This window comes from Haloferax sp. KTX1 (assembly GCF_902410085.1).
Taxonomy (GTDB): domain Archaea; phylum Halobacteriota; class Halobacteria; order Halobacteriales; family Haloferacaceae; genus Haloferax; species Haloferax massiliensis.
The window spans coordinates 741597-768481 of record NZ_CABPRH010000001.1 but is presented as its reverse complement, the minus strand read 5'-3'; the positions used below and the strand labels follow the sequence as shown (position 1 = coordinate 768481).

The following is a 26885-nucleotide window of genomic DNA, read 5'->3' as shown; positions in this document are numbered from 1 at the left end:
TCGCGTTTTCGTTTTCCCCTGACCCTTCTCTCTCAGCCGAGCGCCGCGTCTCGTCGGGAGCGGTTCCCGCCGGAGTCGCCCCGCGCGGTCGGTGCGGGAGTAAAGAGTTTTCAGCCCGCGATATGGAGGTGATACCATGTCCACAGACGAGAACGACACCGCCGAGGAGTCCTCGGCGAGCCCACGGACCCGGTCCGTGGACGTGGTGGTCGTCGGCGCGGGAACCTCCGGCTGTTACGCCGCCGCCACCATCGCGAACGCGGGCTACGACGTGACAATCGTCGAACGAAAGCCCGCGGAGGAAGCGGGCCACATCGCCTGCGGCGACGCCCTGAAGGGCGCGGACGCCTTCCCCGAGGCGATTCCGAAGTCGAAAATCGAGCCCGCGTTCACCAACACCGAGGTGGACCACGGGCGCTTCGAGATTCCGCAGGAGGACACCGTCCTCGACATCCCGGTCCCCGGCGAACTCGCCGTCATCGACCGCTGGGAGTACGGCCGCCTCATCATCGAGGGAGCCGAGGAGGCCGGCGCGGACCTCCACTACGACACGGTCGTCCAAGACGTCAAACAGGACGACGACGGCACCGTCACCGGCATCGTCGGCAAGCACGGCGGCGAGGTCGTCGAGTACGACGCCGACATCGTCATCGACGGGGCGGGCTCGCTGTCGCTCCTCCAAGACAAGGTGGACTTCTCCGAGGCCACCTTCGACACGAACGTCTCCTACCGGCACTTCTCGTCGGCGTACCGCGAGGTCGTCGAGGTCCCCGAGCCCGTCGAGTGGTCGGACGCGCTCGTGTTCAAGCCCGCCGAGGTCGCCGCGGGCTACGTCTGGTACTTCCCGCGGACGGAGACGGCCATCAACGCCGGCCTCGGCTTCCAGATGACAGAAGAGCCGATGAAGCTCGTCGACGACCTGAAAAAGGACCTCCGGGAGCGCCCCGAGTTCGAGGGCGCGGAGGTCGTCGACAAGCTCGGTGCCGCGCTCCCGACCCGCCGCCCCTACGACTCGGCGACCGCGCCGGGCTACATGGCCGTCGGCGACGCCGCGGCCCACGTCAACCCGACGACCGGCGGCGGCATCGCCGGCGCGGCCTACGCCGGGAAGTACGCCGGCGAGCAGGCCGCCATCGCGCTCGAATCCGGCGACGTGAGCGAGGAAGTGCTGTGGCGCTACAACCGGCGCGTCATGGACCACTTCGGCGGCCGCTACGCCAGCCTCGACGTGTACAACATCCTCTCGACCGCCGTCGACGTGGACGACCTGATGGGCCTCATCGCCTCCATCCCCGGCGAGAAGCTGGCGGAGGCGCTCTACTCCGGGACGACCTCGTTCGGCCCCGTGCTCCTCGCGCAGACCGCGGCGTCGAGCTACGGTCACTGGAATCAGATTTACGAGTTCTTCAAAGTCAAGCGCCTCGCCGACGAACTGCTGGCTCACTACGGTCGCTATCCGAGTCGGCCGAGCGCGCTCGAAGGCTGGAAAGTCGAGCGGGACCGCATCATGGACGACATCTACGAGCTCACCGGCGCGGACCCGAAGTACTGACCTCGGTCTCTCCCGCGAACGAGACGCCTCGGAACTCGAACCGCGCCCCGCCGTCTTCTCCGGTCGTCGCCGTCACCGCCCAGCCGTGCGCGTCGGCGACGCCGGCGACGATGGCGAGACCGAGGCCGGTCCCCCGCGCGTCGGTGCTGTAGCCCGACTCGAAAACGCGCTCCTGTTCTTCCGGCGGGATGCCGGGACCGTCGTCCTCGACGAAGAAGCCGTCTTCGAGCGGGCCGACGCGGACGTTGACGCCCGGCGTCCCCCCGTCGGCGTCGGCTATCGCCCGACGGCCTCCCGCGTCTGCCGCGCTCTTGTCGGCGGCGGTAGACGACCTCTCCGTCGGAACGCCGCGGCCCGCGGTATCGTCGGGGGACTCTCGGCTGCCCGTCGAGCCGCGCTCGACCGCGTCACCGGCCGGGGGCCGGTTGCCCGTGGACCCGTGTTCCACGGGGTCACCAGACGCGGTCTGGTTGCCTGTTGAACCGTGTTCGACTGCGTTCCGAAACAGGTTCTCGAAGACGGCGGTGAGTCGGCCCCTGTCGGCGAGCAGTTCCGCGTCGGCCTCGACGGTGAGTCCCGACGCCCCGAGGCTGGTGTTCGTCACCGCGTCGGCGGCCACGGTGGCGAGGCTGACGGGTTCGACGTCGCCGACCGACTCGCCGACGCGGGCGAGCTGGAGCACGTCCTGAATGAGCGCCTCCATTCGGTCGTGGGCGTCGGCGACCGTCGAGAGGTGGTCGGTCCCGTGACCCTCGCGGGCGAGTTCGAGCCGCATCTGGGCGACGTTCAGCGGGTTGCGGAGATCGTGGGTGACGACCGACGCGAACTGGTCGAGCCGCTCGTTGCGGCTGCGCAGGTCCGCCTCGCGGGCGTCGCGGTGGGTCGACCACCGGGCCGCGCCGACCGCGAGCGCGACCGACCCGACGAGGAGCGCCCCGTCCTCGAAGACGAGCGTGACCGCCTCGGGCTGGGCGACGACCTCGTCGACCGCGTCGGTGACGGCGTAGACGGCGAACAGCGCGGTCCCGACGTACAGCGGCCGCCAGACCGCCTGCACGTCGCGGACGCTCCCGATGACGAACGCGCCGACGAGGGGAATCGGGACCAAGAGGAGTTCGACGGCGAACCGGAGCCACCGGACCTCGGGGCTGTCGGGGAAGACGGCGACCTGGACGACCGCGACGCCGACGGCGATGCCGACGACTGCGAGACCCGGACGCAGGTCTGTGTCTTCGGTCGATTCACCTCCGAGGAGCCCCATCGCTGGCGGCTATGCACGGGGGGGACAAATAACCGCTGGCGGTTACCGCGGCGGATTCGCGCGAGCGCGCGTCGTTTCCGGCGAGTCGAACAGCCCGGAGCGGGCTCGAACGGCGCTCTCGGCGCGTTTCAGGGGCGTTTTCTCTCCTCTTAGGGGCGCTCGGCCGCGATTCGCTCGACGCTCCCGGCGAGCACGTCGACGGCGATGCGGATGGTTTCCTCGTCCACGTCGAACGTCCGGGTGTGGTGGCCGCCGGGGTGGTCGGTGCCGACGCCGACGTAGGCCGCGAGGCCGCCGCGGTCCTGCACGCGCTGCATGAGGTACGTCGCGTCCTCGCTCCCGCCGAGTTCGTCGCTGTCGAGGATGGAGGTGACGCCCTCGACGCCCTCGCTCACGCCGCCGACGACGGCCGCGAGCGCGTCGTCGCTCCGGGCGCTCGGGGCCTTGCCCTCGACGTTGATTTCGACCTCGCAGTCGTGCATGACGGCCGCGGACTCGATGACGGTGTGGGCGCGCCCCTCGACGTACTCCATGAGTTCCGTCGTCGCGCCGCGCACCTCCCCCTCGATGAACGCCTCCTCGGCGACGATGTTCGTGGCGGTGCCGCCGCCCATCAGGCCGACGTTGACGCGGGTCGCGCCGTCGGAGTGCCGGGAGATGCCGTAGAGGTTCTGGGTGGCCGTCGCGGCCGCGAGGTTCGCGTTCTTTCCTTCCTCGGGCTTCGCGCCCGCGTGGGCCGGCGCGCCGGTGAACTCGGCGCGGAAGTGCGAGACGGCGAGGAAGCCGTCGATGCCGCAGACGACCTCGCCGGTCGGGTGGTCGAGGCCGACGTGGAGCGCGAGCAGGTAGTCCACGTCGTCGAGGTGGCCGCCCTCGGCGACGGCCTTGCCGCCGGCGACCTGTTCCTCGCTCGGTTGGAAGAACACCTTGAACGTCCCCTCGAAGTCGGAGTCGATGACGGCGTCGAGGACGCCGAGCCCGATTGTCGCGTGGGCGTCGTGGCCGCAGGCGTGCATGAATCCCTCGTTCTCGGAGCGGAAGCCCTCGGCGGCCGGGCGGTGGTCGTCGGCCTCGGACTCGGGGATGGGGAGCGCGTCGATGTCGACGCGGAGGCCGACGGTCGGGCCCTCACCGCGTTCGACGACGGCGACCGCGCCGGTGTAGCCGCCGGCGAGGCGGTCGAGCACGTCCTCGCGCGCGCCGGCCTCGCGGGCCCGCTCGAACCACGCGTCGAGGTCGGCGTCGTCGGGGACGGCCATGCGCTCGTCGGCGTCGAGCGTCTCGGGGCCGACGTAGAGCGCGTCGAGGTCGCGCGTCTCCAGTTCGTCGACGAGGCGGGCGGTCGTGTAGAACTCGCACCACGCGGGCTCGGGGTGGCGGTGCAGGTCGCGGCGAAGCGAGACGAGGTCGTCCATCGTCGCTCGGTTGCTCATGTCTCGGTTCTTCTTCGCCGGCGGTGATAAACGCTCCCGACGGCCCGTGAGCGAGAAACGCAACTTTGCGGGCAATAGTTGGAGGAAATTCGTGCCTATTATATGTAACAGTCAATCTCTGACAAACGATGCCAGAAGAACCGGACATCGAGCTCAGTTTCCGCGGCGGGCGACTCGTGAGCGCCCTGCCCATCGCCCTGTTCATCGCGTGGGCGATTTTCCAGAGCGGTATCCTCGGTATCGGCGATACGACCGGCCTCGTCGCGGGGATGCTGACAGGACTCATCGTGGGACTGCTGTTCGTCCGGGGGGACTGGAAGGACTACGCGGACGTCATCTTCGCCGGCATGACCCGCCGGGTCGCCGCGACGGCGGTCGTCGCGTGGCTCTGGGCGGGCATGTTCGCCGAGACCATCCAGGTCGGCGGCTTCGTCGACGGCCTCGTCTGGGCGGCCACGGTCCTGAACGTCGGTCCGGGGCTGTTCCCGGCGGTGACGTTCCTGCTCGCGGCGCTTCTCGCGACCGGCATCGGCACCGGCTACGGCACCGCAATCGCCTTCACGAGCCTCGTCTTCCCGGCGGGGCTGCTCCTCGGCGCGAACCCAGTGCTGCTGTTCGGCGCGATTCTCTCCGGCGCGGTGTTCGGGGACAACCTCGCGCCCGTCAGCGACACCACCATCGTCTCCGCGGTCACGCAGGACGCCGACATCGGCGGCGTCGTCGCCTCCCGCGTGAAGTACGCCGTCGTCGCGGCGGCGCTCGCAATCGCGGCGTACCTCGTCGCCGGCTTCGGAATCCCCGGCGTCTGGGGCGGCATGCCGCACGTCGACGTGGCCGGCGAGGTCTCCGCGTCGGTGTCGCCGTGGGGGCTCGTCCACCTGCTCGATATCGCCGTGGTCATCGTCCTCGCCGTCCGCGGCCGGCACATCATCGAGGCCGTCTCGTGGGGCCTGCTCCTCGCGGCGGCGTTCAACGTCGCGCTCGGCGCGGCGAACCTCGTGGACGTCTCGGCCGGAAACATGCTCCTGTTCAGCGCGCCGCAGAACGGGCTCACCCAAGCGGTCGAGGCGCTCCCCCTCCTCGGGGCAGTCGTCGAGACGGTCCCCGCGGGACAGGTCGGCGTCGGCGGGAGCGTCTACTCCGGCGCGGCCGGCTTCTTCCCGCTTATCGTCCTGACGCTGCTTCTCGTCGCGGGCGCGGAAATCATGCGCGCCGGCGGCGGCTTCGACGCGATTCAGGAGCTCGTCATCGACCGCGTCGCCACGACGGTCCGCCGCGCGGAGACCACGATGGTCGTCGGCACGGCGCTCGTCAACGCGACGGTCACCATCAACACGGCGGCCGAAATCGCCATCGCGCCCTACATCGCCACCCTCGGCAAGCGCTTCAACATCAACGGCTACCGCCGGGCCAACATCCTCGACGCCAACACCTCGGCGCTCGGCTACATCTTCCCGTGGGGCGGCGGCCTGCTCGCCGGCTACGGGGCCATGCAGGGCCTCGTCGGCGGCGAGGCGACGCCGTGGTTCACGGCGGACATGCTCGTGAACCCCGCGTCCGTCTTCCCCTACGTGTTCCACGGCTGGTTCCTCGTGGCGGTGTTCCTGTTCGCCGCGTGGACCGGCTACGGCCGCGAGTACGTCTCCGACCGCACGAGCGAGGAGGTGAGCCGCGTATGAGCCGCCTCAACAAGCTCTTAGCCGGCTGGACGTTCCGCACCGCGACGCCGACGTTCGAACCCGGCGAGGTCATCACGGCCTACGTCAGCGAGCGCAACGGCGACGGCCTCACCGTCCGCGTCGGCGACTCGGTCATCCGGGTCGAAGACGGCGGGGACGCGGCCGTCGAGGACAAGGTTCGGCTGGAGGTCACGTCGTTCGACGCGACCAACCACGTCGGCACCGGCGACGTGGTCGAACTGCTCGGGCCCGACGCCTGAGCGGCCAAAAACGGATAAAAAGCGCAGACCCGCGTCTTCGTTCGCGCTCCGCGACCGCCGTCAGCGGCGGTGGCCGAGCGGTTTCTTCTGTTCGACTTCGATTTCGAGGTGGACGCTGTCGGGGAACTCCTTGAGACCGACCTCGCGGGCGATCTGGTCCGCGCCGTGGATTTCGAGCCGACGGGTGTAGACGGGGTAGGACCACGACGAGAACTGGTCGCCGGGCTGGAGCGTCCGGTACTGCGGGACGCTCACCTGCTTCGGCTGGTCGGAGTGGGGGCCGCGGCACTCCGCGCCCTTCCGCTCGACGAACTGCTTGAGGTCGTCGACCACTCGGTCGAGGACCGCCTTATCACCGCTTTGAAAGGTGAGTTTCGTGACGAAGGCCATAGCTGGGTACTACTGGTTGTTGCACGCTCCGACGGTAAAAGCGCATCTACACGAACCGGAGACTCCGGGCTTCCGCCACCCGAATCCCGAACGAACGACCGTGCGAACCCGCTACAGCCTCCGATACCCTCTTAAAGGGTGGCACGTTTATTTCAGGTAATGGCAGTCGAAGCGGTCAGCGCTGGAGCCATTCTCTTCCGCGACACCCGCGGCCGGAGGGAGTACTTACTCCTGAAGAGCCGACCCGGGGACTGGGAGTTCCCGAAAGGCGGGGTCGAAGGGGACGAGGAGCTTCAGCAAACGGCAATCAGGGAAGTCAAAGAGGAGGCGGGGATCCAGGATTTCCGTCTCATCGACGGCTTCCGCGAGGACTACAGCTACGTCTTCGAAGCGAACGGTACGACGATTCACAAGACGGTCCACCTCTTTATCGCGCGGTCGTTCGAGGCGTCCGCGGAGCTCTCGACGGAGCACCGCGACCTCCAGTGGCGCGACTACGAGCAGGCCATCAACACCATCACGCAGGACGGCCCCCGCGAGATATTCGAGCGCGCCCACGAGTTCCTCGACGACCTCGCCGCGAAAAACGAGGGCGAACACAAGTACCTGAAGTAGCGTCGGCCGGTTCGGCCGACGCCCGAGACGCGACGTCCGCGAGCGCCAGCGCCGCGGTTCGGCGCGAGCGGCGACGCCCGCGTCGTCGGCCCGGCACCCGAACCCGCCCGCTCGACTCCACCCGACCGAAACGTCTTCGGCTCCCCGCCGCAACACCCGGTCGTGAGCGACGCCGCCGACCGCGACCGCGACCCCGAGTTCGCCTTCGAGCTCCGGGTCTGCCGCTGGGCCGAGCGCGCGTGGCACCCCGACGGCCCGCGCCCCGCGTTCGTCGCCCGACAGCTCGGCACCCGAGAGCGCCGCTGGGACACCGTCGTCGTCGAGGTCGACCCCGAGGCGTTCGCCGCCCGGCGCGCGCTCTCGACCGACGGCTTCGACTCGGACCTGTTGCGCGTCGTCCGCCACGCGCCCGCCGGGTGGGCGTGGTACCGAGACGCCATCCCCGAACCCGACTTCCCGTGGCGACACGTCGTGCCGGCGGTCCACCGCGCCGCGGGGCTCGGGCTGGTCGAGAAGCGCCGCGGCTCGCGGAACCGCGTCGAGTACCGGCGGACCGCGCCGTACCCCGACTGGGTCGAGCGCGTCGTCGCCATCGAGAACAAGCCGGACCTCGACGCCAGCGCCGCCCGCGCGCTCGCCGACCAACTCGACCACGACGTGTCGCGGGCGCTCGCCGACGAGGTCTGGGTCGCCACCGAGGTGACGGGCCGTCGGGTCGAACCCGCCCTGCTGGAGGACCTCCCGGTCGAAGTCGGCATCCTCGGCGTCGACGGCGACTCGGCGGAGGTGCTGTGGCACCCGAGTTCGCTCTCGCCAGACCCGGCGGACGCCCGGCGACGACTCGTCCTCGCCGAGCGCGCCTACGACCGCGGCTGGCGGAACTACGTGGACACGATGCGACCCGACTGCCGGCAGTTCGAACTCGACCGGCGCGGCCGGGCGCTCGTCCCCCGGTGCGCCGCGAAAGACTGCTATCAGAGCCAACGCGAGTGCGCCCACTCGTGTCCGTCGTTCGAGCCGGAGCCGCCGGCGTGGCGGATGAAGGGGTGGCCCATCGAGGGCGGCCCCGGAAAGGGCGTGCGTCGGATTCTGGGGGCGCGGCGCGAGCGCGCCAGAGATCGCACCGAGCGCGGCAGTGAGAACGCCTAAATTCGAGCCCCACTGACCGACCGGTATGGAGCGATTCCAGAACACGAGGCTGCCGGACTGGGACTGGTGGGGCAAGCTCTGGCCGACGCCGGGCGAGACGCTCCGAGAACTCGGCCTATCGCCGGGCGACACCGTCGCCGAAATCGGCTGCGGAAACGGCTACTTCGCGCTCCCCGCGGCGCGAATCGTCGCGCCGGCCACCGTCTACGCGGTCGACCTCGACGACGGCCTCCTCGCGGAACTCGAACACCTCGCCGACCAGCAACGCATCGACAACGTGGCGACGGTCCGCGGCGACGCCCGCGAGCTATCGGCGCACGTCTCCGAGCCCGTCGACGTGGCGCTGTTCGCGAACGCGTTCCACGGGGTCGACGACCCCGACGAGTTCCTGACGGAAGTCGAGTCGGTGCTCGCCGACGGCGGCCGGTTCGTCGTCGTCAACTGGCGGCCGCTCCCCCGGGAGGAGACGACCGTCGCCGGCGAATCGCGCGGTCCGCCGACCGACCTGCGACTCGGTCCCGAGGAGACCGCGGCGATAGTCGAGGATGCGACCGGCCTCGCGGCGACGGCCGAAATCGACATCGCGCCGTACCACTACGCGCTGGTGTTCGAGCGGCGAGAATAGCGTCGCGGAGCCGGGCGATCAGACGACTTCCACGTCGACCTCGTCGCGCTCGACGGCGAGGCGGAACGTGGGGACGGTCCGGTAGACGACCTCGATGACGCCCTTGCGGCGGAGGCTCTGGAGCGCGCGGCGCACGTCGTCCACGTCGGGGTCGATGTCGAACTCCTCGCGGAGTTTGTTGAGGACGCTGACGACGCTCTCGGAGCGGTCGTCGGGGCCGGCGACGACCTCGAAGACGCGGGCTTCGAGCGAGGGGACGCGGATGACGCTCGGCACGGACTCCGCCTCGTCGTCGCCCTCCACGCCGGGTTCGACGCCGACGAGTTCGGCGGCCTCCGCGGTGGCGCGGATGAGGCTGTTGTCGTCGCGGTAGTAGTAGTCTTTCAGCTCGGATTCGAGGTAGCGGTGGACCTCGCTCCCGCTTTCGAGGTCCCAGCGGTTCTGTAACTCCTTGTTCTTCGTCGGCTGGAGCCGGACGATGTCGGCGAGGCGTTCTTCCGCCTCGTCGGAGAGCGTCATATCGGTGGATTCGACGGAGGGGCTATAACGTTGTTCTGGATTCTTCGGCGCGACCGGCGAACGTTAATTATTATCCCTGTGCCTCGCGTCGCCCCGCGTATGAGCTGGGACACCCTCCGACTCGACTGGGACGGCGACGTGGCGACCATCACCATCGACCGCCCCGAGCAGATGAACGCGCTCAACGCGGACGCGCTCGACGCGCTCGAAGCGGCGCTCGACGAGGCCGAAGACGGCGGCGCGCGGGTGGTCGTCCTCACCGGCGCGGGCGACAAGGCGTTCGTCGCGGGCGCGGACATCAGCTACATGAAGGACATCGGAACGCCCGCCGCGCAGAACTACGCCGAGCAGGGCCACCGCATCGCGACGCGCTTGGAGGAGTTCCCCGCGCCGACCGTCGCGGCCATCAACGGCTACGCCTTCGGCGGCGGGATGGAGCTCGCGTTGGCGTGCGACCTCCGGGTCGCCTCCGAGCGCGCGCTCCTCGGCCAGACCGAAATCGACCTCGGCATCACGCCCGGTTGGGGCGGGAACGTCCGCCTGCCGGCGCTCGTCGGCGACGAAGTCGCGCGGCGGCTCATCTTCTTCGGCGAGCGCATCGACGCCAGCGACGCCCACGAGTACGGCATCGTCGGCGAGGTCGTCGCCCACGACCAGCTCGAATCGCACGTCGAGGACCTCGCCGCGGACCTCGCGTCGAAGCCGCGGCACGCGCTCGCCGGCGCGAAAGCAGCCATCAACATGTCCCACGACGCGCCGCGCGACGCCGCGCTCGACTTCGAGACGCGGGTCTGGAGCGGCCTGTTCGGCACCCACGACCAGCGCGAGGGGATGGACGCCTTCCTCGACAAGCGCGACCCCGAGTTCGAATAACACGGAGGGAGACCGCGTTTCGACGGCGTTCCCGGCCGATTAGCTTCGTTTCCTCCTCGTGAGCGCCGTGCTAGCATGGCTCCTACAACTGCTAATACGACCTATGTATAATGAATAATCGTGCAAGAACCCATCACGCTCGGTCGCGTCGAATCCCGCCTCGAAGACCTGTCGTACCCGGTCTCGCGCCGGGACGCCGCGGCCGCCCTCGACGGTGTGACGGTGCTCATGGCCGACGGGAACGCCGACCTCGGGGAGTTGGTCGGGAACTGCCTCACGGCCGAGTTCGCCGACGCGAAAGACCTGTACTACGAACTGAACAACGCGATGCCCATCGAGGCGCTCGGCGAACCGGGTCAGTCCGACGGCGACGCCTGAGCATCCGCTTCCCCGGGTTTTTTCAGCGCGAACCCCGCGAGCGCATCGCAATCCTGACGCTTAAGTCCCTCAAGCGGTAGGACGTACTTCATGGAGTTTTGCGACGACTGCGGGTCCCTGATGACGCCGCAAGACGGCGTCTGGGTCTGTCCGAACGGCCACGAGAAAGCCCGCGACAGCGAAAAGGAGAAGTCGATGGTCACGACCGAGGGCCAGGAGTCCAGCGAGGTCGTCGACATGTCCGACGTGGACAACGCCGACATCGGTCCGACGACGAAGGCCATCTGCCCGAAGTGCGGCCACGACGTGGCGCGCTACGAGATGAAGCAGATTCGCTCGGCCGACGAGTCCGAGACGCGCTTTTTCACCTGCGTCGAGTGCGACCACAAGTGGCGCGAAGACGACCACTGAGCGACTCGCCTTTTTCAGCCCTCCGTCCGTAACGCGGGGCATGTCCGACGCGCTCGCCCCGCCGACGCTCCCGCCGCTCGAAGGGTGGGTCCGCGTCGACGACGCGACCGACCGCCCGTTCGAACTCGGTCCCGTCAGCGTCGTCGCCCGGACGGTCGTCTACGAGGACGCCGCCATCCGCGAGCGCGTGCCGGCGACCGCCGGCGGCCCGTGGCGCTTTCTGTTCGCCAGCCGCCTCGGAATCCGACCGCACGCGCCGCCGTCGACGGCGCTGACGAAACTCGTCGGCAAGCGCGCGAGCGCCGGCTTCCGGTCGCGCCTCGAAGCCCGCGGCTTCTCCGACGTCCGCCGCGCCGAGTCGCGGACGCTTCGGGTGCGAGTCGGCGGCGGCGGTGGCGACGGGACCGATTCCGCCGGCGACGACGCGACCGTCGCCGAGGCCGATGTGGTTCGCTACGTCGCGACCGTCGAACTCGCGGGCGTCGAACTCGCGGTCGACGCCTACCTCGCGGTGACGCCGGTCGACGGCGAGTTCCTCCTGACCGGCGGGGCGTACCCCCGCGAGGTCCGCGGCGGCGACGCGGAGACGGCGGCGGCGCTCCGCGAGGCAATCAACCCCGAACGCTTCAGAGAAGAGCTGTTTCGCGTGATTCGCGGCGTCGAGTGAGGCGACGCGGCCGGGCCGAAAGAGAGACTGACCCGTCCGGGTCGGACCCGCTCACTCGTTGCGGGCGAACACGAGATAGCCGGTGTGGCCGACGCCGGCGGTCGAGGGGCGCGACCCCCGGTCGTTGAAGTCCATCTGTCGCTGAATCGTCTCGAACGTCTCCACGTCCGACAGGCCCGCCTCTCTGGCGGCTTCGACGGCCGCGCGCGTGCCCTCCACGAACGGGGAGTAGACGGCGACGTAGCCGCCGGTCACGAGCAGGTCGGGCGCGTGGCGGACGACCTCGGGCGCGTTCTCGGTGTCGAGGGTGAGCGCGTCGAACGCCGCGTCCGCGAGGGCGTCGACCTCGTCCGTGATGTCGCCGGTGCGGACGTCGACGCGGTCTTCGACGCCCGCGAGCCGCATGTTCTCGCGCGCCACGTCGGCGAACTCGGCGTCGCGTTCGAACGTCGTCACGTCGACGCCGAGGCGACCGAGGTACGCCGAGAGGACGCCCGTGCCGGTGCCCGCGTCGAGGACGCGTTCGCCGGCCGCGATGCCCGTGTGGCCGACGATGAGGCCGATGTCTCGCGGCATCATCGGCGCGCCGGTGCGCTCGAAGTGGTTGAAGAGGTCCGGGCCGCGCGGCTCGCGGACGAGGAACTCCTCGCCGATGTGGGTTTCGAGCGTCTGGCCGGCCTCGACGTCCTCGGGGACGGTGAGCATCCCGAGGTCGGTGTGAAGCTCGTCGCCGGGCGCTCGGAGGTACTCCCGGTCGCCGTGGACGAGGAGTATCACTCCAGTCGCGCGATGGCCGCGGCGAGGTCGCCGTCTTCGGCCTCCAGCGCTTCGCGGGCCTCGTCCTCGGGGACGCCGGCGCGCTGGGCCACGATGGCCACGTCGTCGGCCGGGATGGCGTCGGCGGCCTCGTCGCTGTCGCCGCCGTCGTCGCCGTCGTCGCCGGCACCGAGTTCGCGCGTCTCGGGCTCGCCGACGATCTGGTAGGTCTCCTGGCCCTGCGCGTCCATGCGCGTGACTTGGGCGTCGCTGAAGACGAGTTCCTCGTCGGCCGTCTTGATGACGACCTCCTCGGCATCGAGCTCCGTCACGTCGATGCCCATCTGCTTCATCATCTGCTGCATTTTACGCGGATTCATCCCGCCGCCTCCAAACATACCCGAAGCGTCGGGGTGAGCGCTCAAAAGCGTGGCGAACGTCGGTCCCGACGCACGGTCTCACTCCGAGGCGTTCGACGCGGCCGCTCAGGGCGTCTCGATGTACGCGTAGCCCTGCGACTGCAGTTTCGTCAGTTCACCGACGCCGGCGGACACCGTCTCGACGCCCTCGATGAGGTCGGACTCGGTGACGTCGAGCGCGGACATGCTGTTTTCGCACGCCCGGAAGGACGCCCCCTCGTCGATGAGGGTCTTCACTTTGGACGCGACGGCACTCTCCTCGCTCGTCAGAAGACGGATTCCACGGCCGTTTGCGACGAGAACGACGTCTTCGAGGTTCAGGTCGGTTTCGAGGAGGTTCGCCACGTTGGCGACGGCGTGTTGCTGGCTCGATTCGTCGGGACTGGAGTAGTGAAAGACGGTGCTCATGGATTCGGGTTCGGACGGGGTCGTGTCCTCTTCGGTCGTCGGGTCGGGCTCTTCGGTTGGCGTCTGGGTCTCCTCGTCAGGCGGCTCTGTCGTGGTCTGGGTCGACTCGTCCCCAGCACCACCGAGACACCCCGTGAGGATGGTCCCAGCGCCGACGCCGGTGACTGCCAGAAAGCGGCGTCTGGTGTTCGACTTACGCATCGATTCGGTAGACGGCACCGTATCGGCGTTATTACACGGGTGATAAGCGCCCCGCCGCGGTCCGCTATACGGGTGATAATCCCCGGTCGCGCGACCCGCGCTCACTCGACCCGCGTACTGACCGCGAGGCCGCTTCCGACCGGGAGGACGATGGTCTCGTACCGCGGATCGGCCCGGACCGCGTCGAGGAACGCCGCGATGCCGCGGGTGTCGGCGTCGGCCCCGTCGAGGGCCTCTGCTTGCCCTTCGCTCCAGTCGGTGAGCGCGCCGAAGTCGACCGGGCCGCGCATGACGTTGTCGGCGACGACGACGCCGCCTTCGGCGACGCGGTCGGAGACGAGGTCGAACGCCTCGGCGTAGCGGTGTTTCTGGTGGTCCAAGAGCACGAGGTCGAACTCGCCGTCGACGCCCTCGAACAGGTCGAGCGCGTCGCCTTCGAGGAAGGTCGTCCGGTCGGCGAGGCCGGCGCGGTCGAGGAACTCCCGCGCCATGTCGAGTTCGTGGGCGTCGTGTTCCGTCAGGTAGAGTTCGGCGTCGTCGGCCATCCCCTCGGCGAACCACGTCGCGGAGTAGCCGAAGCCGGAGCCGAACTCGAACAGCCGCGTCGCGTCCGCGAGGTGCGCGAGGACGCGCAGCACGCCGCCCGCCTCGGGACCGATGATGGGAAAGCCGTGCTCGTCGGCGTAGGCTGCCATCTCGGCCTGCACCGCGTCGTGTTCGGGCGCGGTCGCCGCGAGGAACCGCCGCGTCTCGTCGCTCAGGATGTCCATGCGGAAGCAGGGCGCGCGAGGGACATAAAATCGGTCGCCGCGGCCGCCTTCGCGGGGACGCCGTCACTCTCTCGGTCGTCGCGGTCGCGGTCGGCGACGGCGACCGCGATTCGCCGACCCGCGTACGCTTAAGTAGAGACGAACCACATCTTCGACCATGTTTGATCCCGACGAGCTCGAAGAGATTCGGGAGGCGAAAGCCGAGTGGGAAGACGAGACGCTGGGGCCGACGCTCGACCGCTTCGGGGAGCGCAAAGAGGAGTTCACGACGGACACGGGCGGCAACGTCGTCGAGCGGCTCTACACCCCCGACGACGCCGACGTGGACTACGACGAGGACGTGGGTTTCCCGGGCGAGAAGCCCTACACGCGCGGGGTGTATCCGACGATGCACCGCGGGCGGCTCTGGACGATGCGGCAGTACGCCGGCTTCGGGACGGCCGCCGAGACCAACGAGCGGTTCCGCTACCTCATCGACAACGGCTCGTCGGGGCTGTCGCTCGCGTTCGACCTGCCGACGCAGATGGGCTACGACTCCGACGCGATGATGGCCGCCGGCGAGGTCGGGAAGTCCGGCGTCGCCATCGACAGCCTCCACGACATGGAGACGGTGTTCGACGGCATCGACCTCGGCGAGGTCTCCACGTCGATGACCATCAACGCCCCGGCGGCCGTGTTGCTGGCGATGTACGTCGCCCTCGGCGACAAGCAGGGCGTCCCCCGCGAGGAGCTCCGCGGCACCATCCAGAACGACATCATGAAGGAGTACATCGCGCGGAACCTCTACATCTTCCCGCCGGAGCCGTCGATGCGGCTCATCACGGACATCTTCGAGTTCTGCGCGGCGGAGACGCCGAAGTTCAACACCATCTCCATCTCCGGCTACCACATCCGCGAGGCCGGCTCGACCGCCGCTCAAGAGGTCGCGTTCACCCTCGGCAACGGCATCCAGTACGTGCAGGCCGCGGTCGACGCCGGCCTCGACGTGGACGAGTTCGCCCCCCAGTTATCCTTCTTCTTCAACGCCCACAACAACATCCTCGAAGAGGTGGCGAAGTTCCGCGCCGCCCGGCGGATGTGGGCGAAAATCATGGAAGAGCGCTTCGGCGCGGAGAACCCGAAGTCGATGCAGTTGAAGTTCCACACCCAGACCGGCGGCTCGACGCTCACCGCCCAGCAGGTCGAGAACAACGTCGTCCGGGTCGCCTATCAGGCGCTTGCGGCCGTCCTCGGCGGCACGCAGTCGCTCCACACCAACGGGAAGGACGAGGCGCTGTCGCTCCCGACCGAGAAGTCGGTCCGGACGGCGCTCCGCACCCAGCAGATTCTCGCCCACGAGTCGGGCGCGGCGGACACCATCGACCCGCTGGCGGGCAGTTACTACGTCGAGGCGCTGACCGACGACATCGAAGGCGAGGCGTTCGACCTGCTCGACGAGGTGGACGACCGCGGCGGGATGCTCGACGCCGTCAAGAACCAGTGGGTCCAGCGGGAGATACAGGACGTGGCCTACGAGCGCCAACGCGAGATAGAGGAGGGCGAGCGCGTCATCGTCGGCGTCAACGAGTACCAGGTGGACGAGGAGCCGACCGTCGAGGTCCAAGAGGTCTCCGAGGAAGAAGAACAAAAGCAGGTCGAGTCGCTCGACGCCCGGAAGGACGACCGCGACGAGGAGGCCGTCGAGGCCGCCCTGGCGGACATCCGCGCCGCCGCGAACGGCGACGAGAACCTCCTCCCGCTCATCGTCACGGCGGTCAAGGCCTACGCGACGGTGGGCGAGATATGCGGCGTCCTCCGCGAGGAGTTCGGCGAGTACGAACCCGGCATGGCCTGAGCCGCCCCCGCGACGCCCGAACGACCAGCGCCGGCGACCTCCCCGGCCCGTGTCAACGAGACACATAAATTATACTTTCGCCCGGCTGACCAGTTTTATTGTCACCCCCCGAGTGGCCACAATCGAGGCTTATGATGCCGCTTATCGCATTCTAAACCCGTCACACGCCCGGTCGCCGTCAGTCGGCGCGAGGTTCGCGCCACCAGCCGCTCGGTTTTTCGAGTAGCGGCGGCCGTCGCGTTGCGGGGCTCTCCGACCGGAGAGCCCCCGGTATCGCATCCGATCGTCCACCTCACCAGACGAATGTCACGACAACGCCCCCGAGACAGTCGTACCGGCTCCGACTACCACCCCTCCCATCACCGACCCGCGCCCTCGCTGGCGACGCAGGCCGTCCTGCTCGCGTCGATGGCCGCGGTCGTCGCGGTCGTCACCTTTCCCGTGGCGTCGCTCGCGGTCGCCGTCACCGTCGCCGCCGTCGTCGCCGTCGCCCGCGTCGTCGTCACCCGGGCCGACCGCTCGATGCTGACGGTCGACGTGCCCGGCGTCCCCGTCGAGGTCACGGTCGCCCGGACCGCCCGCGACTGAGGCCCGACCGAACGCTGTGAATCCCACACCACACCCATTCCCACACCCACTCACGGCTCCCGCGCGCCTCCCACGCCGAACGCCTCTCACGGTTATCACGCCCCTCGCGTCCCGCTCTTGACGCGCCCTTCCGCGCTCCGTTCCCGACTCGTTTCGCTCCGTCCCGTCACTCCCCGGATTCGACGAACCGACGCCGAAGCCCACGAGCGACCGCCACGACGGCCATCGCTTGGAGGTAGCCGAAGACGGCCAGCGTCGGGTAGAACATCGCCGTCTCGCGGACGCCGAACTCGTTGGCCGCGAGCGTGTCGAAGAAGAAGGCGGCCACCAGCGCGGGGTAGTCGAGGACCCAGATTTCTATCGGCACCACGCCAAAGAAGCCGACCGCCCACGCGGCCGCGAGGACGGCGAAGACGGCGAGCGTGGCCCGGTCCGTGGCGAGTCGAGCGAATTCGCGTGCGAACCGCCGCGGGTCGCGGGCGGCGCGCCGGGTCGTCATCGTCATCGTCGGCTCACGCCACGTCGGCGTTCGATTCGGACGCGGGTTCCGCGTCGCCGTCGGAGCCGCCGACGAGCGTGACCGCCGTCCCGTAGGCCAGAATCTCCGCCGCGCCCTGCGCCACCTCGGCGGTCACGTACCGGACGCCGACGACGGCGTCGGCTCTCATCGCCTCCGCCTCGGCTATCATCCGCTCCGTCGCCTCGTCGCGCGCCTCGGCCATCAGCCCGGTGTAGGACTTGAGCTCGCCGCCGACGATGTTTCGGAGGCCCTGCGTGATGTCGCGGCCGACGTTCCGGGCGCGTATCGTGTTCCCGCGGACTGCTCCCAGCGTCTCCTCGATGTCGCGGCCGACGACCGACTCCGTTGTCGTTACTATCATGACACGAATATCGAACCGTCTGGCTTTATCCGTTGCGCCCGACGAACTGGAGACATGCACTTCGACCACGTCGGAATCGCCACGTCCGACGCCGCCGGACTGGCCGCGCTGTTCGCGGAGCTGTTCGACGCGCCCGTGGCCCACGAGGAGACGTTCGACGGCATGTCGGTCGTCTTCCTCGAACTCGAAAACGGCTACTTCGAACTGCTCGAACCCCACGGGGAAGGCGCCATCTCGAAGTTCCTCGACAAGCGCGGCGGCGGCATCCACCACGTCGCCGTCGAGACCGACGACATCGAGGGCGCGCTCCGGGCCGCCGAGGCCGCCGGCGTCGACCGCATCGACGAGGAGCCGCGCCCCGGCGCGTGGGGCCACGAGGTCGCCTTCTTGCATCCCAAGTCCACCGGCGGCGTCCTCGTCGAGTTCGTCTCGCACTGAGCGATGACGGGCGACTCTCCCGACGACGCGGCCGACGCGGCCGACTCCGCTTCGACCGACGACGCCGCAGCCGGCGAGAGCGGCGGGTTCGCCGGGCCGATGCGCGACTGGCTCTCCCACCGGGTCGCCGCGACGCCCGACCGCCGGGCGCTCATCCACGCCGCGACCGGCGACTCGTGGACCTTCCGCGAACTCGACGCGCTCGTCGACGAGACCGCCGGCCAGCTCGCCGCCCTCGGCGTCGAGGCCGGCGACCACCTCGGCGTCGTCTTGGACCCCAGCGTCGACTACGTCCGACTCATCCACGCCGCGACGCGGCTCGGGGCGGTGCTCGTCCCCCTCGGCGACCGACTCACCGCCGACGAAATCGGTCGCAACGTCGAACTCGCGGACGTGACCACGCTGGTCTGCGGCGAGTCCACCGAGTCGACGGCGGTCGAGGCCACGACCGACGTGCCCGTCGTCTCCGTGGACGACCCGCGGTGGGAGGGCGTCATCAACCTCTCGTCCATCGCGCCGAAGCGGGTCGAACCGGCGGGCTGGTCCCTCTCGGAGACGATGCTCCTGCTTTTCACCTCGGGGACGACCGGGACGCCGAAGGCGGTGAAACTCACCATGGGCAACCTGCTCGCGAACGCCGTCGCCGGGGCGTTCCGACTCGGCGTCTCTCCCGACGACCGGTGGCTCGTCACGCTCTCGTTGCACCACATGGGCGGCATCGGCCCGATCCTCCGCGGCCCGCTGTACGGGTCGACCGTCGTCCTCCGCGAGGGGTTCGACGCCGGCGGCGCGGCCGACGACATCGGCAAGTACGACGTCACGGCCGTCTCGCTCGTGCCGACGATGCTCACGCGGATGCTCGACAGTCGGGGGACGCTCTCGGACTCGCTCCGCGTGGTGCTCCTCGGCGGCGCGCCCGCCCCCGACGAGCTCGTCGAGCGCTGTCGGAACTACTCGGTGCCGGTCCACCCGACCTACGGCATGACCGAGACGGCGTCGCAGGTCGCCACCGCGACCCCGCGGGAGGCGTTCGCCGACGTGGGGACCGTCGGGCGGCCGCTCTACTTCACCGACCTCCGGGTCGTCGACGAGGACGGGGCCCCCGTCGACCCCGGCACGCCGGGCGAACTCGTCGTCTCGGGGCCGACCGTCTCGCCCGGCTACTACCGGAACCCCGAGGCGACCGCCGAGGCCTTCACCGACGCCGGTCTCCGGACCGGCGACATCGGCTACCGCGACGACGACGGCCTCCTGTACGTCCTGAACCGGAAGGACGACCGCATCATCACCGGCGGCGAGAACGTCGACCCCGGCGAGGTCGCGGCGGTCCTGCGGGACCACCCCGAGGTGGACGCCGCCGCCGTGCTCGGTGTCCCCGACGCCGAGTGGGGCGAGCGCGTCGCCGCCCTCGTCGTTCCCGCGGACCCGGAGAACCCGCCGGACGACGACGACCTCGACGACTTCTGCCGCGAGCGACTCGCCGGGTTCAAATGCCCGCGACTGGTCGCGAGCGCGGACGAACTCCCGCGGACCGTCTCGGGGACGGTCGACCGCGAGGCGGTCCGCGAGCGACTGGTCGCGGCCGAGCCCGTCGCGGAGGCCGAACCGGAGCGCGCGGCGGCCGGGGAACGCGACGAGCCGAGCGCGCCCGAGGTCGGTTCGGAAGGCGACGGCGGCGAGGCGACGCCCGCGAGCGACACCGACGAGGACGCCGACGCCGACGCGACGGTCGCGGACGCCGAACGCGGCGTCGACGACGACGGTGAGGCGAGCGCCGGCGGGGACGAACACGACGACGCCGAGAGCGCAGAGAACGACACCGATGACGGCGACCGCGGGGACGACGGCGTCGACGGCGACGAGTTCGCCTTCGACCGCGACGAGTGAGTGAACGCGCCCGCGGGTGACGCCGAACCCACAGCCCGCGTCTCGGCGGGTCGTTTCCAAACAATCATTACGTTTTGACGCAAGGGCATGGTATGGTAGGTGCTACCAACCAGACGCTTCGGCCGTTCCTGTGGCGCGCGGGGAAGCTCTATCCGGACCGCGAAATCGTCTCTCGGACCGCCGAAGGGCTGGAACGCTACACGTACGCGGAGTACGAGGGACGCGTGGCGCGGCTCGCGGGGGCGCTTTCGGACGCCGGCATCGGGGACGGCGACCGGGTGGCGACGTTCTGCTGGAACCACAACCGACACTTCGAGACGTACTTCGGCGTGCCCTCGATGGGCGCGCAGTTGCACACCATCAACCCGCTTCTGCCCGACCACCACATCCAGTACATCGTCGAGAACGCCGAGGACCGCCTCGTCTTCGTGGACCCGTCGCTCGCGCCGAAACTCGCCGGCGCGGCCGACGACGACGCCTTCGCCTCGGTCGAGCAGTTCGTCGTGATGGCCTCCGAAGTGCCGGACGACGTGGGGCTGTCCCCGGTGACGGACTACGAGTCGTTCGTCGCCGGCTACCCCGACGAGTACGACTGGCCGGACCTCCCGGAGGACCAGCCGGCGGGGATGTGTTACACCTCGGGGACGACGGGTCAGCCGAAGGGCGTCGAGTACTCCCAGCAGATGCTGTGGGCGCACACGATGGCGACGCTCCCCGAGTCCGGCCTCGACATCGGCGCGAAGGACGTCATCATGCCGGTCGTCCCGATGTTCCACGTCAACGCGTGGGGCCTGCCGTTTTCGACGACCGCGGCGGGCGCGAAACACGTCTATCCCGGCCCGTCGCCGACGCCCGAAGACCTCGCGAAACTCATCGAGGAGGAGGGCGTGACGATGACCGCGGGCGTGCCGACGGTGTGGCTCGGCCTGCTCGACTACCTCGACGAGCACGACGCGGACGTCTCGTCGCTCGAACGCATCGTCATCGGCGGGTCGGCCGCGCCCAAGTCGGTCATCCGCCGGTTCGACGAGGAACACGACGTGGACGTGCTCCACGCGTGGGGCATGACGGAGATGTCGCCGGTCGGGACCGTCGCTCACCTCAAGCCGGGGATGGAGGACCTCCCCGCCGAGGAGCGGTACGGAAAGCGCGCCAAGCAGGGCCTGCTCGCGCCGGGGCTTGAGATGCGCGTCGTCGACGACGACGGGAACGAGGTCCCGTGGGACGGCGAGGAGTTCGGCGAACTGTGGGTCCGCGGCCCGTGGGTGACGACCGAGTACTTCGAGCGACCCGACGCGAACGAGGAAGATTACGAGGGTAACTGGCTGAAGACCGGCGACGTGGTCACCGTGGACGAAGACGGCTACGTCCAAATCGTCGACCGGGCCAAGGACGTCATCAAGTCCGGCGGGGAGTGGATCTCGTCGCTCGAACTGGAAAACAGCATCATGGCCCACGACGACGTGGCCGAGGCGACCGTCATCGGCGTCCCCCACGAGCGCTGGCAGGAGCGTCCCGTCGCCTTCATCGTCCCGAAGGGCGGCGTCGACGAGGACGCGCTGAAGGCCGACCTCGTCGCGCTCGTCGAAGACGAGTTCCCGAAGTGGTGGGCCCCCGACGAGGTCGTCTTCATCGACGAAGTACCCAAGACCGCGACCGGCAAGTTCGACAAGAAGGTGCTCCGCGAGCGGTACGACGACTCGTCGCTCATCGAGGGCAAGACGCCCGATTCGGAGGCCCCGTCGGACGAGTGACGGCGGCTCGGCCGACTTATCTAACAAGAAACTAGTTTGAAGTTTATACTAGTTTCATACACTATTTTTACTGTACAATCCGATGGCGCGGTATGGACCTTCTCGACGACTCCATCGTGCCCGAACACGCCCGCGACCTCAAGCAGGAGGCCCGCGAGTTCGCAGAGGCGCACATCGAACCGGTCGCGGCGGACTACTACGAGTCCGGCGAGTACCCCCACGAGGTCCTCCAAGCGGGGATGGACGCGGGGCTGGTCGCGCAGGACATCTCCGAGGAGTACGGCGGGAAGGGCTTCGACCTCCAGCAGATGCTCGCCATCTCCGAGGAGTTCTACCGCGCCGACGCCGGCATCGCGCTGACGCTCCAGCTCGCCTCGTTCGGCTGTGAGATTATGGAGGACTACGGCAGCGAGGAACAGAAGGAGACGTGGCTCCGCCCGGTCGCGGAAAACGAGCAGCTTTCGGGGCTCGCGGTCTCCGAACCGCAGACCGGCTCCGACATGGCCGGCATGGAGACGACCGCCGACAAGACCGACGGCGGCTACGTCCTCAACGGCGAGAAGTACTGGGTCGGGAACGCCGTCGAGGCCGACTGGCTGACGGTGTACGCCAAGACGGCCGACACCGACGACCGCTACTCGAACTACTCGATGTTCGTCGTGCCGACGGACACGCCCGGCTACGAGGCAGAACACATCCCCGAGAAGATGGGCATGCGCGCGTCCAAGCAGGGGCACATCGTCTTCGACGACTGCGAGGTGCCCGAGGAGAACCTCATCGGCACCGAGGGCGGCGGCTTCTACATGCTCGCGGACTTCTTCAACCACGGCCGCATCGTCGTCGGCGGCCACAGCCTCGGCCTCGCGGCCGCCGCCATCGAGGAGGCGTGGGAGTTCGTCCACGACCGGCAGGCCTTCGGCCGCAACGTCTCGGAGTTCCAGGCGGTCCAGCACATCCTCGCCGACATGCGAATGGAGTTCGAGGCGGCCCGCGCGCTCAACTGGCGCGCCGCCGAGAAGGTCGCAAACGGCGAGGACGCCGGCTTCTGGGCGGCCGCGGCCAAGACGAAATCGACGGAGACGGCCGTCGACGTGGCCGAACGCGGGATGCAACTCCACGGCGGCCGGTCGGTCCTCAACGAGTACAAGATTTCGCGGGTCTACCGCGACGCGCGCATCCCGGTCATCTACGAGGGCGCGAACGAAATCCAGCGCAACCTCATCTACCGGCAGGGCGCGCTGTGAGGGGTCCCCGGAACTGACAACTCGTTTTTAGGTTTGGCATCGCTTGACCGGAACGCAGTTACTATCTGAGCCTCGTACCTTGAGTCAACATCAATGGTACGCACGAGTGTTATCGGCTGCGGAAACATGGGGAGCGCCCTTCTCACCGGTCTCTGGAAGGCCGGCGGCCACTCGGTCGTCGCCTGCGACCTCGACCCCGACGCCCTCGCCGCGGTCGCCGATTACTGCGAAGCGACGACGGACGACGTGTCGCGCGCCGCCGAGGCGGACGTGGTGTTCGTCGCGGTCAAGCCCGACATCGTCGAGGCCGTCCTCTCGGAACTCGACCTGTCTCCCGACCAGACGCTCGTCACGATAGCCGCGGGCGTCCCGACCGCGTTCGTCGAGGCGCACACCGACGCCCGCGTCGTCCGCATCATGCCGAACCTCGCCGCCGAGACCCGCGACATGGCCGCGGCGGCGACCGGCGACCTGACCGACGAGGTCCGCGAACTCCTCTCGGACGTGGGCGAGTTCGTCGAGGTCGAGGAGTCGCAGATGGACATCGCGACCGCGGTCAACGGCAGCGGGCCGGCCTTCGTCTTCTATCTCATCGAGGCCGTCACGCAGGCCGGTATCGCGGGCGGACTCTCCGAGGAGGACGCCGAGATTCTCGCCGCCCAGACGTTCAAGGGCGCGGCCGAGACCGTCGTGCAGGACGACCGCACCGCCGACGAACTCATCGACGCGGTCTGCTCGCCCAACGGGACGACCATCGAGGGGATGGAGGTCCTCTGGGACAGCGCCGCCGACGACGCCGTCACCGAGGCGGTGGTCGCGGCCGAGCGCCGGTCGAAGGAGCTCGCGGAGGAGTTCGCCGATGAGTGAACTGAGCGAGACGACGGAGGCGTCGGAGTCGACCGCGGCCGTCGACCCCGACGCGGTCGCCGCCGCCCGCGAGGCCGCCGCCGAGGCGGACCGCGTCATCGTCAAGGCCGGCACCAACTCGCTGACCGACGAGGACTCCAACCTCGACGACGACAAGCTCGACAAGCTCGTCGACGACATCGAGTCGCTGCTCTCGCGCGGTAAGGAGGTGCTTCTCGTCTCCTCGGGCGCGGTCGGTGCCGGCATCGGCCGCCTCGACCACCCCACGGCGGACCGCGACACCCTCGAAGCGTCGCAGGCGCTGTCGACGGTCGGCCAGAGTCTCCTGATGCACCGCTACACCGAGAGCTTCGAGCGCTACGACCGGAAGGTCGCCCAGATTCTCATCACCCAGCACGACCTGGAGAACCCCGAGCGCTTCACCAACTTCCGGAACACGGTCGAGACGCTTCTGGAGTGGGGCGTCGTGCCCATCATCAACGAGAACGACGCGGTCGCCACCGAGGAGCTCCAAATCGGCGACAACGACATGATTTCGTCGAACATCGCGGTCGGCACCGGCGTCGACCTGCTCGTGACGCTCACCGACGTGGGCGGCGTCTACACCGGCAATCCGAAGGAGGACCCCGACGCCGAGCGCATCGAGGTCGTCGGCGACAACTACGGCGACGTCGAGGACGTCGTCACCGCGAGTTCGACCGGCGGCTTCGGCGGCATCCAGACGAAGGTCCGGGGCGCGCGCGACGCCGCCGAGTACGGCATCCCCGCCGTCATCGCGCAGTCGACCGAACCCGACGTGTTGGCGAAGATCGCCGAGCGCGAATCGGTGGGAACAATGTTCCTGCCCATCGACGGTGAGACCGATGACTGAGCGAGACACGACCGCGCAGGTCGAACGGGCACAGTCGGCGGCGCTCCGCCTCGCCAACGTCGACGCGGCCGACCGCGACGCCGCGCTCGGGGCCATCGCGGACGCCATCCGCGACAACGGCGAGGCGATTCTCGCGGCCAACCGCGAGGACGTCGCAGAGGCCGAGGCGATGCTCGCGGACGGCGAGTACACCCAGGCGCTCGTCGACCGCCTCAAACTCGACGAGGCGAAACTCGACGACATCGCCGGGATGGTCGAGTCCGTCGCCGAACAGGACGACCCCCTCGGCGAGACGCTGGAAGCGAGAGAGCTGGACGACGACCTCGAACTGTACAAGCTGTCTGTCCCCATCGGCGTCGTCGCGACCATCTTCGAGTCGCGGCCCGACGCGCTCGTCCAAATCGCCGCGCTGGCGCTGAAGTCCGGCAACGCCGTCATCCTCAAGGGCGGCAGCGAGGCGAGCGAGTCGAACCGCGTGCTGTACGAGACGATTCTGTCCGCGACCGAGGAGCTCCCCGACGGCTGGGCGACGCTCATCGAGGCCCACGAGGAGGTCGACCGCCTGCTCGAACTCGACGACATGGTCGACCTCGTGATGCCCCGCGGCTCCTCGGAGTTCGTCAGCTACATCCAGGACAACACCCAGATTCCCGTGCTCGGCCACACCGAGGGCATCTGTCACGTCTACGTCGACGAGGCGGCCGACCTCGACATGGCCGCGGACATCGCCCTCGACGCGAAGGTGCAGTACCCCGCGGTCTGCAACGCCGTCGAGACGCTCTTGGTCGACGAGGCGGTCGCCGCCGACTTCCTGCCCGCGGTCGTCGCACGCTACCGCGACGAGGGCGTCGTCCTCCGCGGCGACGAGGCGACCCGCGAACACGTCGATATCGACCCCGCGACCGACGACGACTGGGACACCGAGTACGGCGACCTCGAACTCTCCGTCAAGGTCGTCTCGGACCTGTACGACGCGGTCGACCACATCAACGCCCACGGCTCGAAACACACCGAGTCCATCGTCACCGACGACGCCGAGCGCGCGGAGACGTTCATGACCGGCGTCGACGCCGCCAGCGTCTTCCACAACGCCTCGACCCGATTCGCCGACGGCTACCGCTACGGCCTCGGGGCCGAGGTGGGCATCTCGACGGGCAAGATTCACGCCCGCGGCCCGGTCGGTCTCGAAGGGCTGACGACCTACAAGTACTACCTCGAAGGCGACGGCCAGTTGGTCGCCACCTACGCCGGCGAGGACGCCGTCCCCTTCACCCACGAGGCGCTCGACGCCGACTGGAACCCCGGCCACCGAAGCCGACGGGACTGAGCGCGCCGGCGGTTCGGGTCCGGTTTTTTCGCGGCAAACAGAACTATATCCCTGACAGTCGCCTCTCCGGTAGAGTCGTCTCCGCTGCGACTCGGTGACTCCAATGGATTTAGACGAATTCGTCAGCACGCACGCACCGTCCGAAGGCGGCGACTCCTTCGAACTCGAAAACTCGAAACTCCTCGACGTGGCCCTCGACGGGGAGGTCATGGCGAAAGCCGGGTCGATGGTCGGCTACACCGGCGACATCTCCTTCGAGCGCAAGTCCGCCGGCGGTCTGACGGGGATGCTCAAGAAGAAGGCCACCGGCGAGGGCGACGTCATGATGCAGGCGACCGGCACCGGCCACCTCTACCTCGCGGACCAGGGCAAGGAGGTCCAGATTCTCGAACTCGACGCGGGCGAGGAACTGAGCGTCAACGGCAACGACGTGCTCGCGTTCGAGTCGAGCGTGAACTGGGACATCAAGATGCTGACGAGCATCGCCGGCACCTCCTCTGGCGGCCTGTTCAACGTCTTCCTCGAAGGCCCCGGCCACGTCGCCATCACGACCCACGGCGAGCCGGTCGTCCTCCAGACGCCGGCGAAGACCGACCCCAACGCGACCGTCGCCTGGAGCGGCAACGTCTCGCCGTCGTCGAACCGCGACATCAACATCAAGGGCCTGCTCGGTCGCTCGTCGGGCGAGTCCTACCAGCTCGAATTCGCGGGCGACGACGGCTTCGTCATCGTCCAGCCGTTCGAGGAAGTCGGCCCCGGCGAGTAGTCGTTTTCTCCGCCCCGACCGACTCCCGTTTTGCGCTCGACGGAGATGTATTGGCTGCCTGA

General features: G+C 69.0%; 30 protein-coding genes. 20 read left to right on the top strand and 10 right to left on the bottom strand.

Annotated features, from left to right (window positions below):
- The first annotated feature begins 136 nt into the window (after window positions 1–136).
- The gene (locus FY251_RS04000) at window positions 137–1552 is read left to right on the top strand and encodes a geranylgeranyl reductase family protein (protein WP_148413543.1); all 1416 of its coding nucleotides are present in this window, start codon (window positions 137–139) and stop codon (window positions 1550–1552) included.
- Here the strand turns inward: FY251_RS04000 and FY251_RS03995 are convergent.
- Both FY251_RS03995 and FY251_RS03990 read right to left on the bottom strand, forming a co-directional pair.
- Entirely contained in the window at window positions 1527–2813 is a 1287-nt protein-coding gene (locus FY251_RS03995; protein ID WP_148413542.1) for a HAMP domain-containing sensor histidine kinase, read from the bottom strand. The genes FY251_RS04000 and FY251_RS03995 overlap by 26 nt on opposite strands.
- A gap of 149 nt (window positions 2814–2962) precedes the next feature.
- Window positions 2963–4246 (bottom strand): amidohydrolase, encoded by a 1284-nt coding sequence (locus FY251_RS03990; protein ID WP_148413541.1) that lies wholly within the window; start codon window positions 4244–4246, stop codon window positions 2963–2965.
- A 128-nt stretch (window positions 4247–4374) separates the two neighbouring features.
- Here FY251_RS03990 and FY251_RS03985 point away from each other — a divergent pair, with 128 nt between their 5' ends.
- Together FY251_RS03985 and FY251_RS03980 are read left to right on the top strand one after the other, a co-directional pair.
- Window positions 4375–5925 (top strand): Na+/H+ antiporter NhaC family protein, encoded by a 1551-nt coding sequence (locus tag FY251_RS03985; protein WP_148413540.1) that lies wholly within the window; start codon window positions 4375–4377, stop codon window positions 5923–5925.
- Entirely contained in the window at window positions 5922–6185 is a 264-nt protein-coding gene (locus FY251_RS03980; protein WP_089778040.1) for a hypothetical protein, read from the top strand. The genes FY251_RS03985 and FY251_RS03980 overlap by 4 nt, the downstream gene beginning before the upstream one ends.
- Window positions 6186–6245: 60 nt before the next feature.
- Here the strand turns inward: FY251_RS03980 and FY251_RS03975 are convergent, their stop codons facing one another.
- Window positions 6246–6575: an uS10/mL48 family ribosomal protein gene (locus FY251_RS03975; RefSeq protein ID WP_004977130.1), complete on the bottom strand. Its 330-nt coding sequence runs from the start codon at window positions 6573–6575 to the stop codon at window positions 6246–6248.
- Between the two features lie 159 nt (window positions 6576–6734).
- Here FY251_RS03975 and FY251_RS03970 point away from each other — a divergent pair, with 159 nt between their 5' ends.
- From FY251_RS03970 to FY251_RS03960, 3 genes are all read left to right on the top strand, one after another.
- On the top strand, window positions 6735–7190 hold the full coding sequence (locus tag FY251_RS03970; protein WP_004043548.1) for a bis(5'-nucleosyl)-tetraphosphatase: 456 nt from the start codon (window positions 6735–6737) through the stop codon (window positions 7188–7190).
- A gap of 162 nt (window positions 7191–7352) precedes the next feature.
- Entirely contained in the window at window positions 7353–8339 is a 987-nt protein-coding gene (locus FY251_RS03965; RefSeq protein ID WP_148413539.1) for a DUF5787 family protein, read from the top strand.
- A gap of 25 nt (window positions 8340–8364) precedes the next feature.
- On the top strand, window positions 8365–8964 hold the full coding sequence (locus FY251_RS03960; protein ID WP_148413538.1) for a class I SAM-dependent methyltransferase: 600 nt from the start codon (window positions 8365–8367) through the stop codon (window positions 8962–8964).
- Between the two features lie 18 nt (window positions 8965–8982).
- Here FY251_RS03960 and FY251_RS03955 read toward each other — a convergent pair whose 3' ends face one another.
- Window positions 8983–9483, bottom strand: a complete 501-nt coding sequence (locus FY251_RS03955; protein WP_007273810.1) for a DUF5797 family protein — start codon at window positions 9481–9483, stop codon at window positions 8983–8985.
- Window positions 9484–9582: 99 nt separating this feature from the next.
- On the opposite strand from FY251_RS03955, the gene FY251_RS03950 reads away from it, so the two are divergent.
- From FY251_RS03950 to FY251_RS03935, 4 genes are all read left to right on the top strand, one after another.
- Entirely contained in the window at window positions 9583–10356 is a 774-nt protein-coding gene (locus FY251_RS03950; RefSeq protein WP_148413537.1) for an enoyl-CoA hydratase/isomerase family protein, read from the top strand.
- 120 nt (window positions 10357–10476) lie between these two features.
- Window positions 10477–10734, top strand: a complete 258-nt coding sequence (locus FY251_RS03945) for a hypothetical protein (RefSeq protein ID WP_148413536.1) — start codon at window positions 10477–10479, stop codon at window positions 10732–10734.
- A gap of 90 nt (window positions 10735–10824) precedes the next feature.
- Complete coding sequence (locus FY251_RS03940) at window positions 10825–11145, top strand: transcription factor S (RefSeq protein ID WP_008574128.1); 321 nt, start codon at window positions 10825–10827, stop codon at window positions 11143–11145.
- A 40-nt stretch (window positions 11146–11185) separates the two neighbouring features.
- On the top strand, window positions 11186–11812 hold the full coding sequence (locus FY251_RS03935; protein ID WP_148413535.1) for a DUF6517 family protein: 627 nt from the start codon (window positions 11186–11188) through the stop codon (window positions 11810–11812).
- A 51-nt stretch (window positions 11813–11863) separates the two neighbouring features.
- On the opposite strand, the gene FY251_RS03930 is transcribed toward FY251_RS03935, so the two are convergent.
- The 4 genes from FY251_RS03930 to FY251_RS03915 form a co-directional block, all read right to left on the bottom strand.
- Complete coding sequence (locus FY251_RS03930; protein WP_148413534.1) at window positions 11864–12589, bottom strand: methyltransferase domain-containing protein; 726 nt, start codon at window positions 12587–12589, stop codon at window positions 11864–11866.
- Window positions 12586–12966, bottom strand: coding sequence for a nascent polypeptide-associated complex protein (locus FY251_RS03925; protein ID WP_148413533.1), 381 nt, complete (start codon window positions 12964–12966; stop codon window positions 12586–12588). Before FY251_RS03925 ends, FY251_RS03930 begins: the two co-directional genes overlap by 4 nt.
- Before the next feature lie 87 nt (window positions 12967–13053).
- On the bottom strand, window positions 13054–13596 hold the full coding sequence (locus tag FY251_RS03920) for a DsrE family protein (RefSeq protein WP_148413532.1): 543 nt from the start codon (window positions 13594–13596) through the stop codon (window positions 13054–13056).
- A gap of 101 nt (window positions 13597–13697) precedes the next feature.
- The gene (locus tag FY251_RS03915) at window positions 13698–14366 is read right to left on the bottom strand and encodes an O-methyltransferase (RefSeq protein WP_148413531.1); all 669 of its coding nucleotides are present in this window, start codon (window positions 14364–14366) and stop codon (window positions 13698–13700) included.
- A gap of 157 nt (window positions 14367–14523) precedes the next feature.
- Here FY251_RS03915 and FY251_RS03910 point away from each other — a divergent pair, with 157 nt between their 5' ends.
- Both FY251_RS03910 and FY251_RS23035 read left to right on the top strand, forming a co-directional pair.
- Window positions 14524–16200: a methylmalonyl-CoA mutase gene (locus FY251_RS03910; protein ID WP_148413530.1), complete on the top strand. Its 1677-nt coding sequence runs from the start codon at window positions 14524–14526 to the stop codon at window positions 16198–16200.
- A 303-nt stretch (window positions 16201–16503) separates the two neighbouring features.
- A complete protein-coding gene (locus FY251_RS23035) occupies window positions 16504–16788 on the top strand; it encodes a hypothetical protein (protein WP_226908723.1) in 285 nt (94 codons plus the stop codon).
- Between the two features lie 166 nt (window positions 16789–16954).
- Here the strand turns inward: FY251_RS23035 and FY251_RS03900 are convergent, their stop codons facing one another.
- Both FY251_RS03900 and FY251_RS03895 read right to left on the bottom strand, forming a co-directional pair.
- Window positions 16955–17293 (bottom strand): hypothetical protein, encoded by a 339-nt coding sequence (locus tag FY251_RS03900; RefSeq protein WP_148413529.1) that lies wholly within the window; start codon window positions 17291–17293, stop codon window positions 16955–16957.
- A 7-nt stretch (window positions 17294–17300) separates the two neighbouring features.
- Window positions 17301–17669, bottom strand: coding sequence for a YbjQ family protein (locus FY251_RS03895; protein WP_148413528.1), 369 nt, complete (start codon window positions 17667–17669; stop codon window positions 17301–17303).
- Between the two features lie 54 nt (window positions 17670–17723).
- Between FY251_RS03895 and mce the strand changes: the two genes are divergently transcribed.
- The 8 genes from mce to FY251_RS03855 all read left to right on the top strand — a co-directional run bounded on the left by mce (window position 17724) and on the right by FY251_RS03855 (window position 26823).
- Window positions 17724–18107: a methylmalonyl-CoA epimerase gene (gene mce / locus FY251_RS03890; RefSeq protein ID WP_148413527.1), complete on the top strand. Its 384-nt coding sequence runs from the start codon at window positions 17724–17726 to the stop codon at window positions 18105–18107.
- 3 nt (window positions 18108–18110) lie between these two features.
- Window positions 18111–19994: an o-succinylbenzoate--CoA ligase gene (menE, locus tag FY251_RS03885; protein WP_148413526.1), complete on the top strand. Its 1884-nt coding sequence runs from the start codon at window positions 18111–18113 to the stop codon at window positions 19992–19994.
- Between the two features lie 92 nt (window positions 19995–20086).
- Window positions 20087–21748: a long-chain fatty acid--CoA ligase gene (locus tag FY251_RS03880; protein WP_148413525.1), complete on the top strand. Its 1662-nt coding sequence runs from the start codon at window positions 20087–20089 to the stop codon at window positions 21746–21748.
- Window positions 21749–21840: 92 nt separating this feature from the next.
- On the top strand, window positions 21841–22992 hold the full coding sequence (locus tag FY251_RS03875; protein ID WP_148413524.1) for an acyl-CoA dehydrogenase family protein: 1152 nt from the start codon (window positions 21841–21843) through the stop codon (window positions 22990–22992).
- A 93-nt stretch (window positions 22993–23085) separates the two neighbouring features.
- Complete coding sequence (gene proC, locus FY251_RS03870; protein WP_148413523.1) at window positions 23086–23859, top strand: pyrroline-5-carboxylate reductase; 774 nt, start codon at window positions 23086–23088, stop codon at window positions 23857–23859.
- On the top strand, window positions 23852–24730 hold the full coding sequence (gene proB, locus FY251_RS03865; protein ID WP_148413522.1) for a glutamate 5-kinase: 879 nt from the start codon (window positions 23852–23854) through the stop codon (window positions 24728–24730). Before proC ends, proB begins: the two co-directional genes overlap by 8 nt.
- Window positions 24723–26057: a glutamate-5-semialdehyde dehydrogenase gene (locus FY251_RS03860; RefSeq protein WP_148413521.1), complete on the top strand. Its 1335-nt coding sequence runs from the start codon at window positions 24723–24725 to the stop codon at window positions 26055–26057. Before proB ends, FY251_RS03860 begins: the two co-directional genes overlap by 8 nt.
- Window positions 26058–26160: 103 nt before the next feature.
- Entirely contained in the window at window positions 26161–26823 is a 663-nt protein-coding gene (locus FY251_RS03855; protein ID WP_148413520.1) for an AIM24 family protein, read from the top strand.
- Window positions 26824–26885 lie beyond the last annotated feature (62 nt).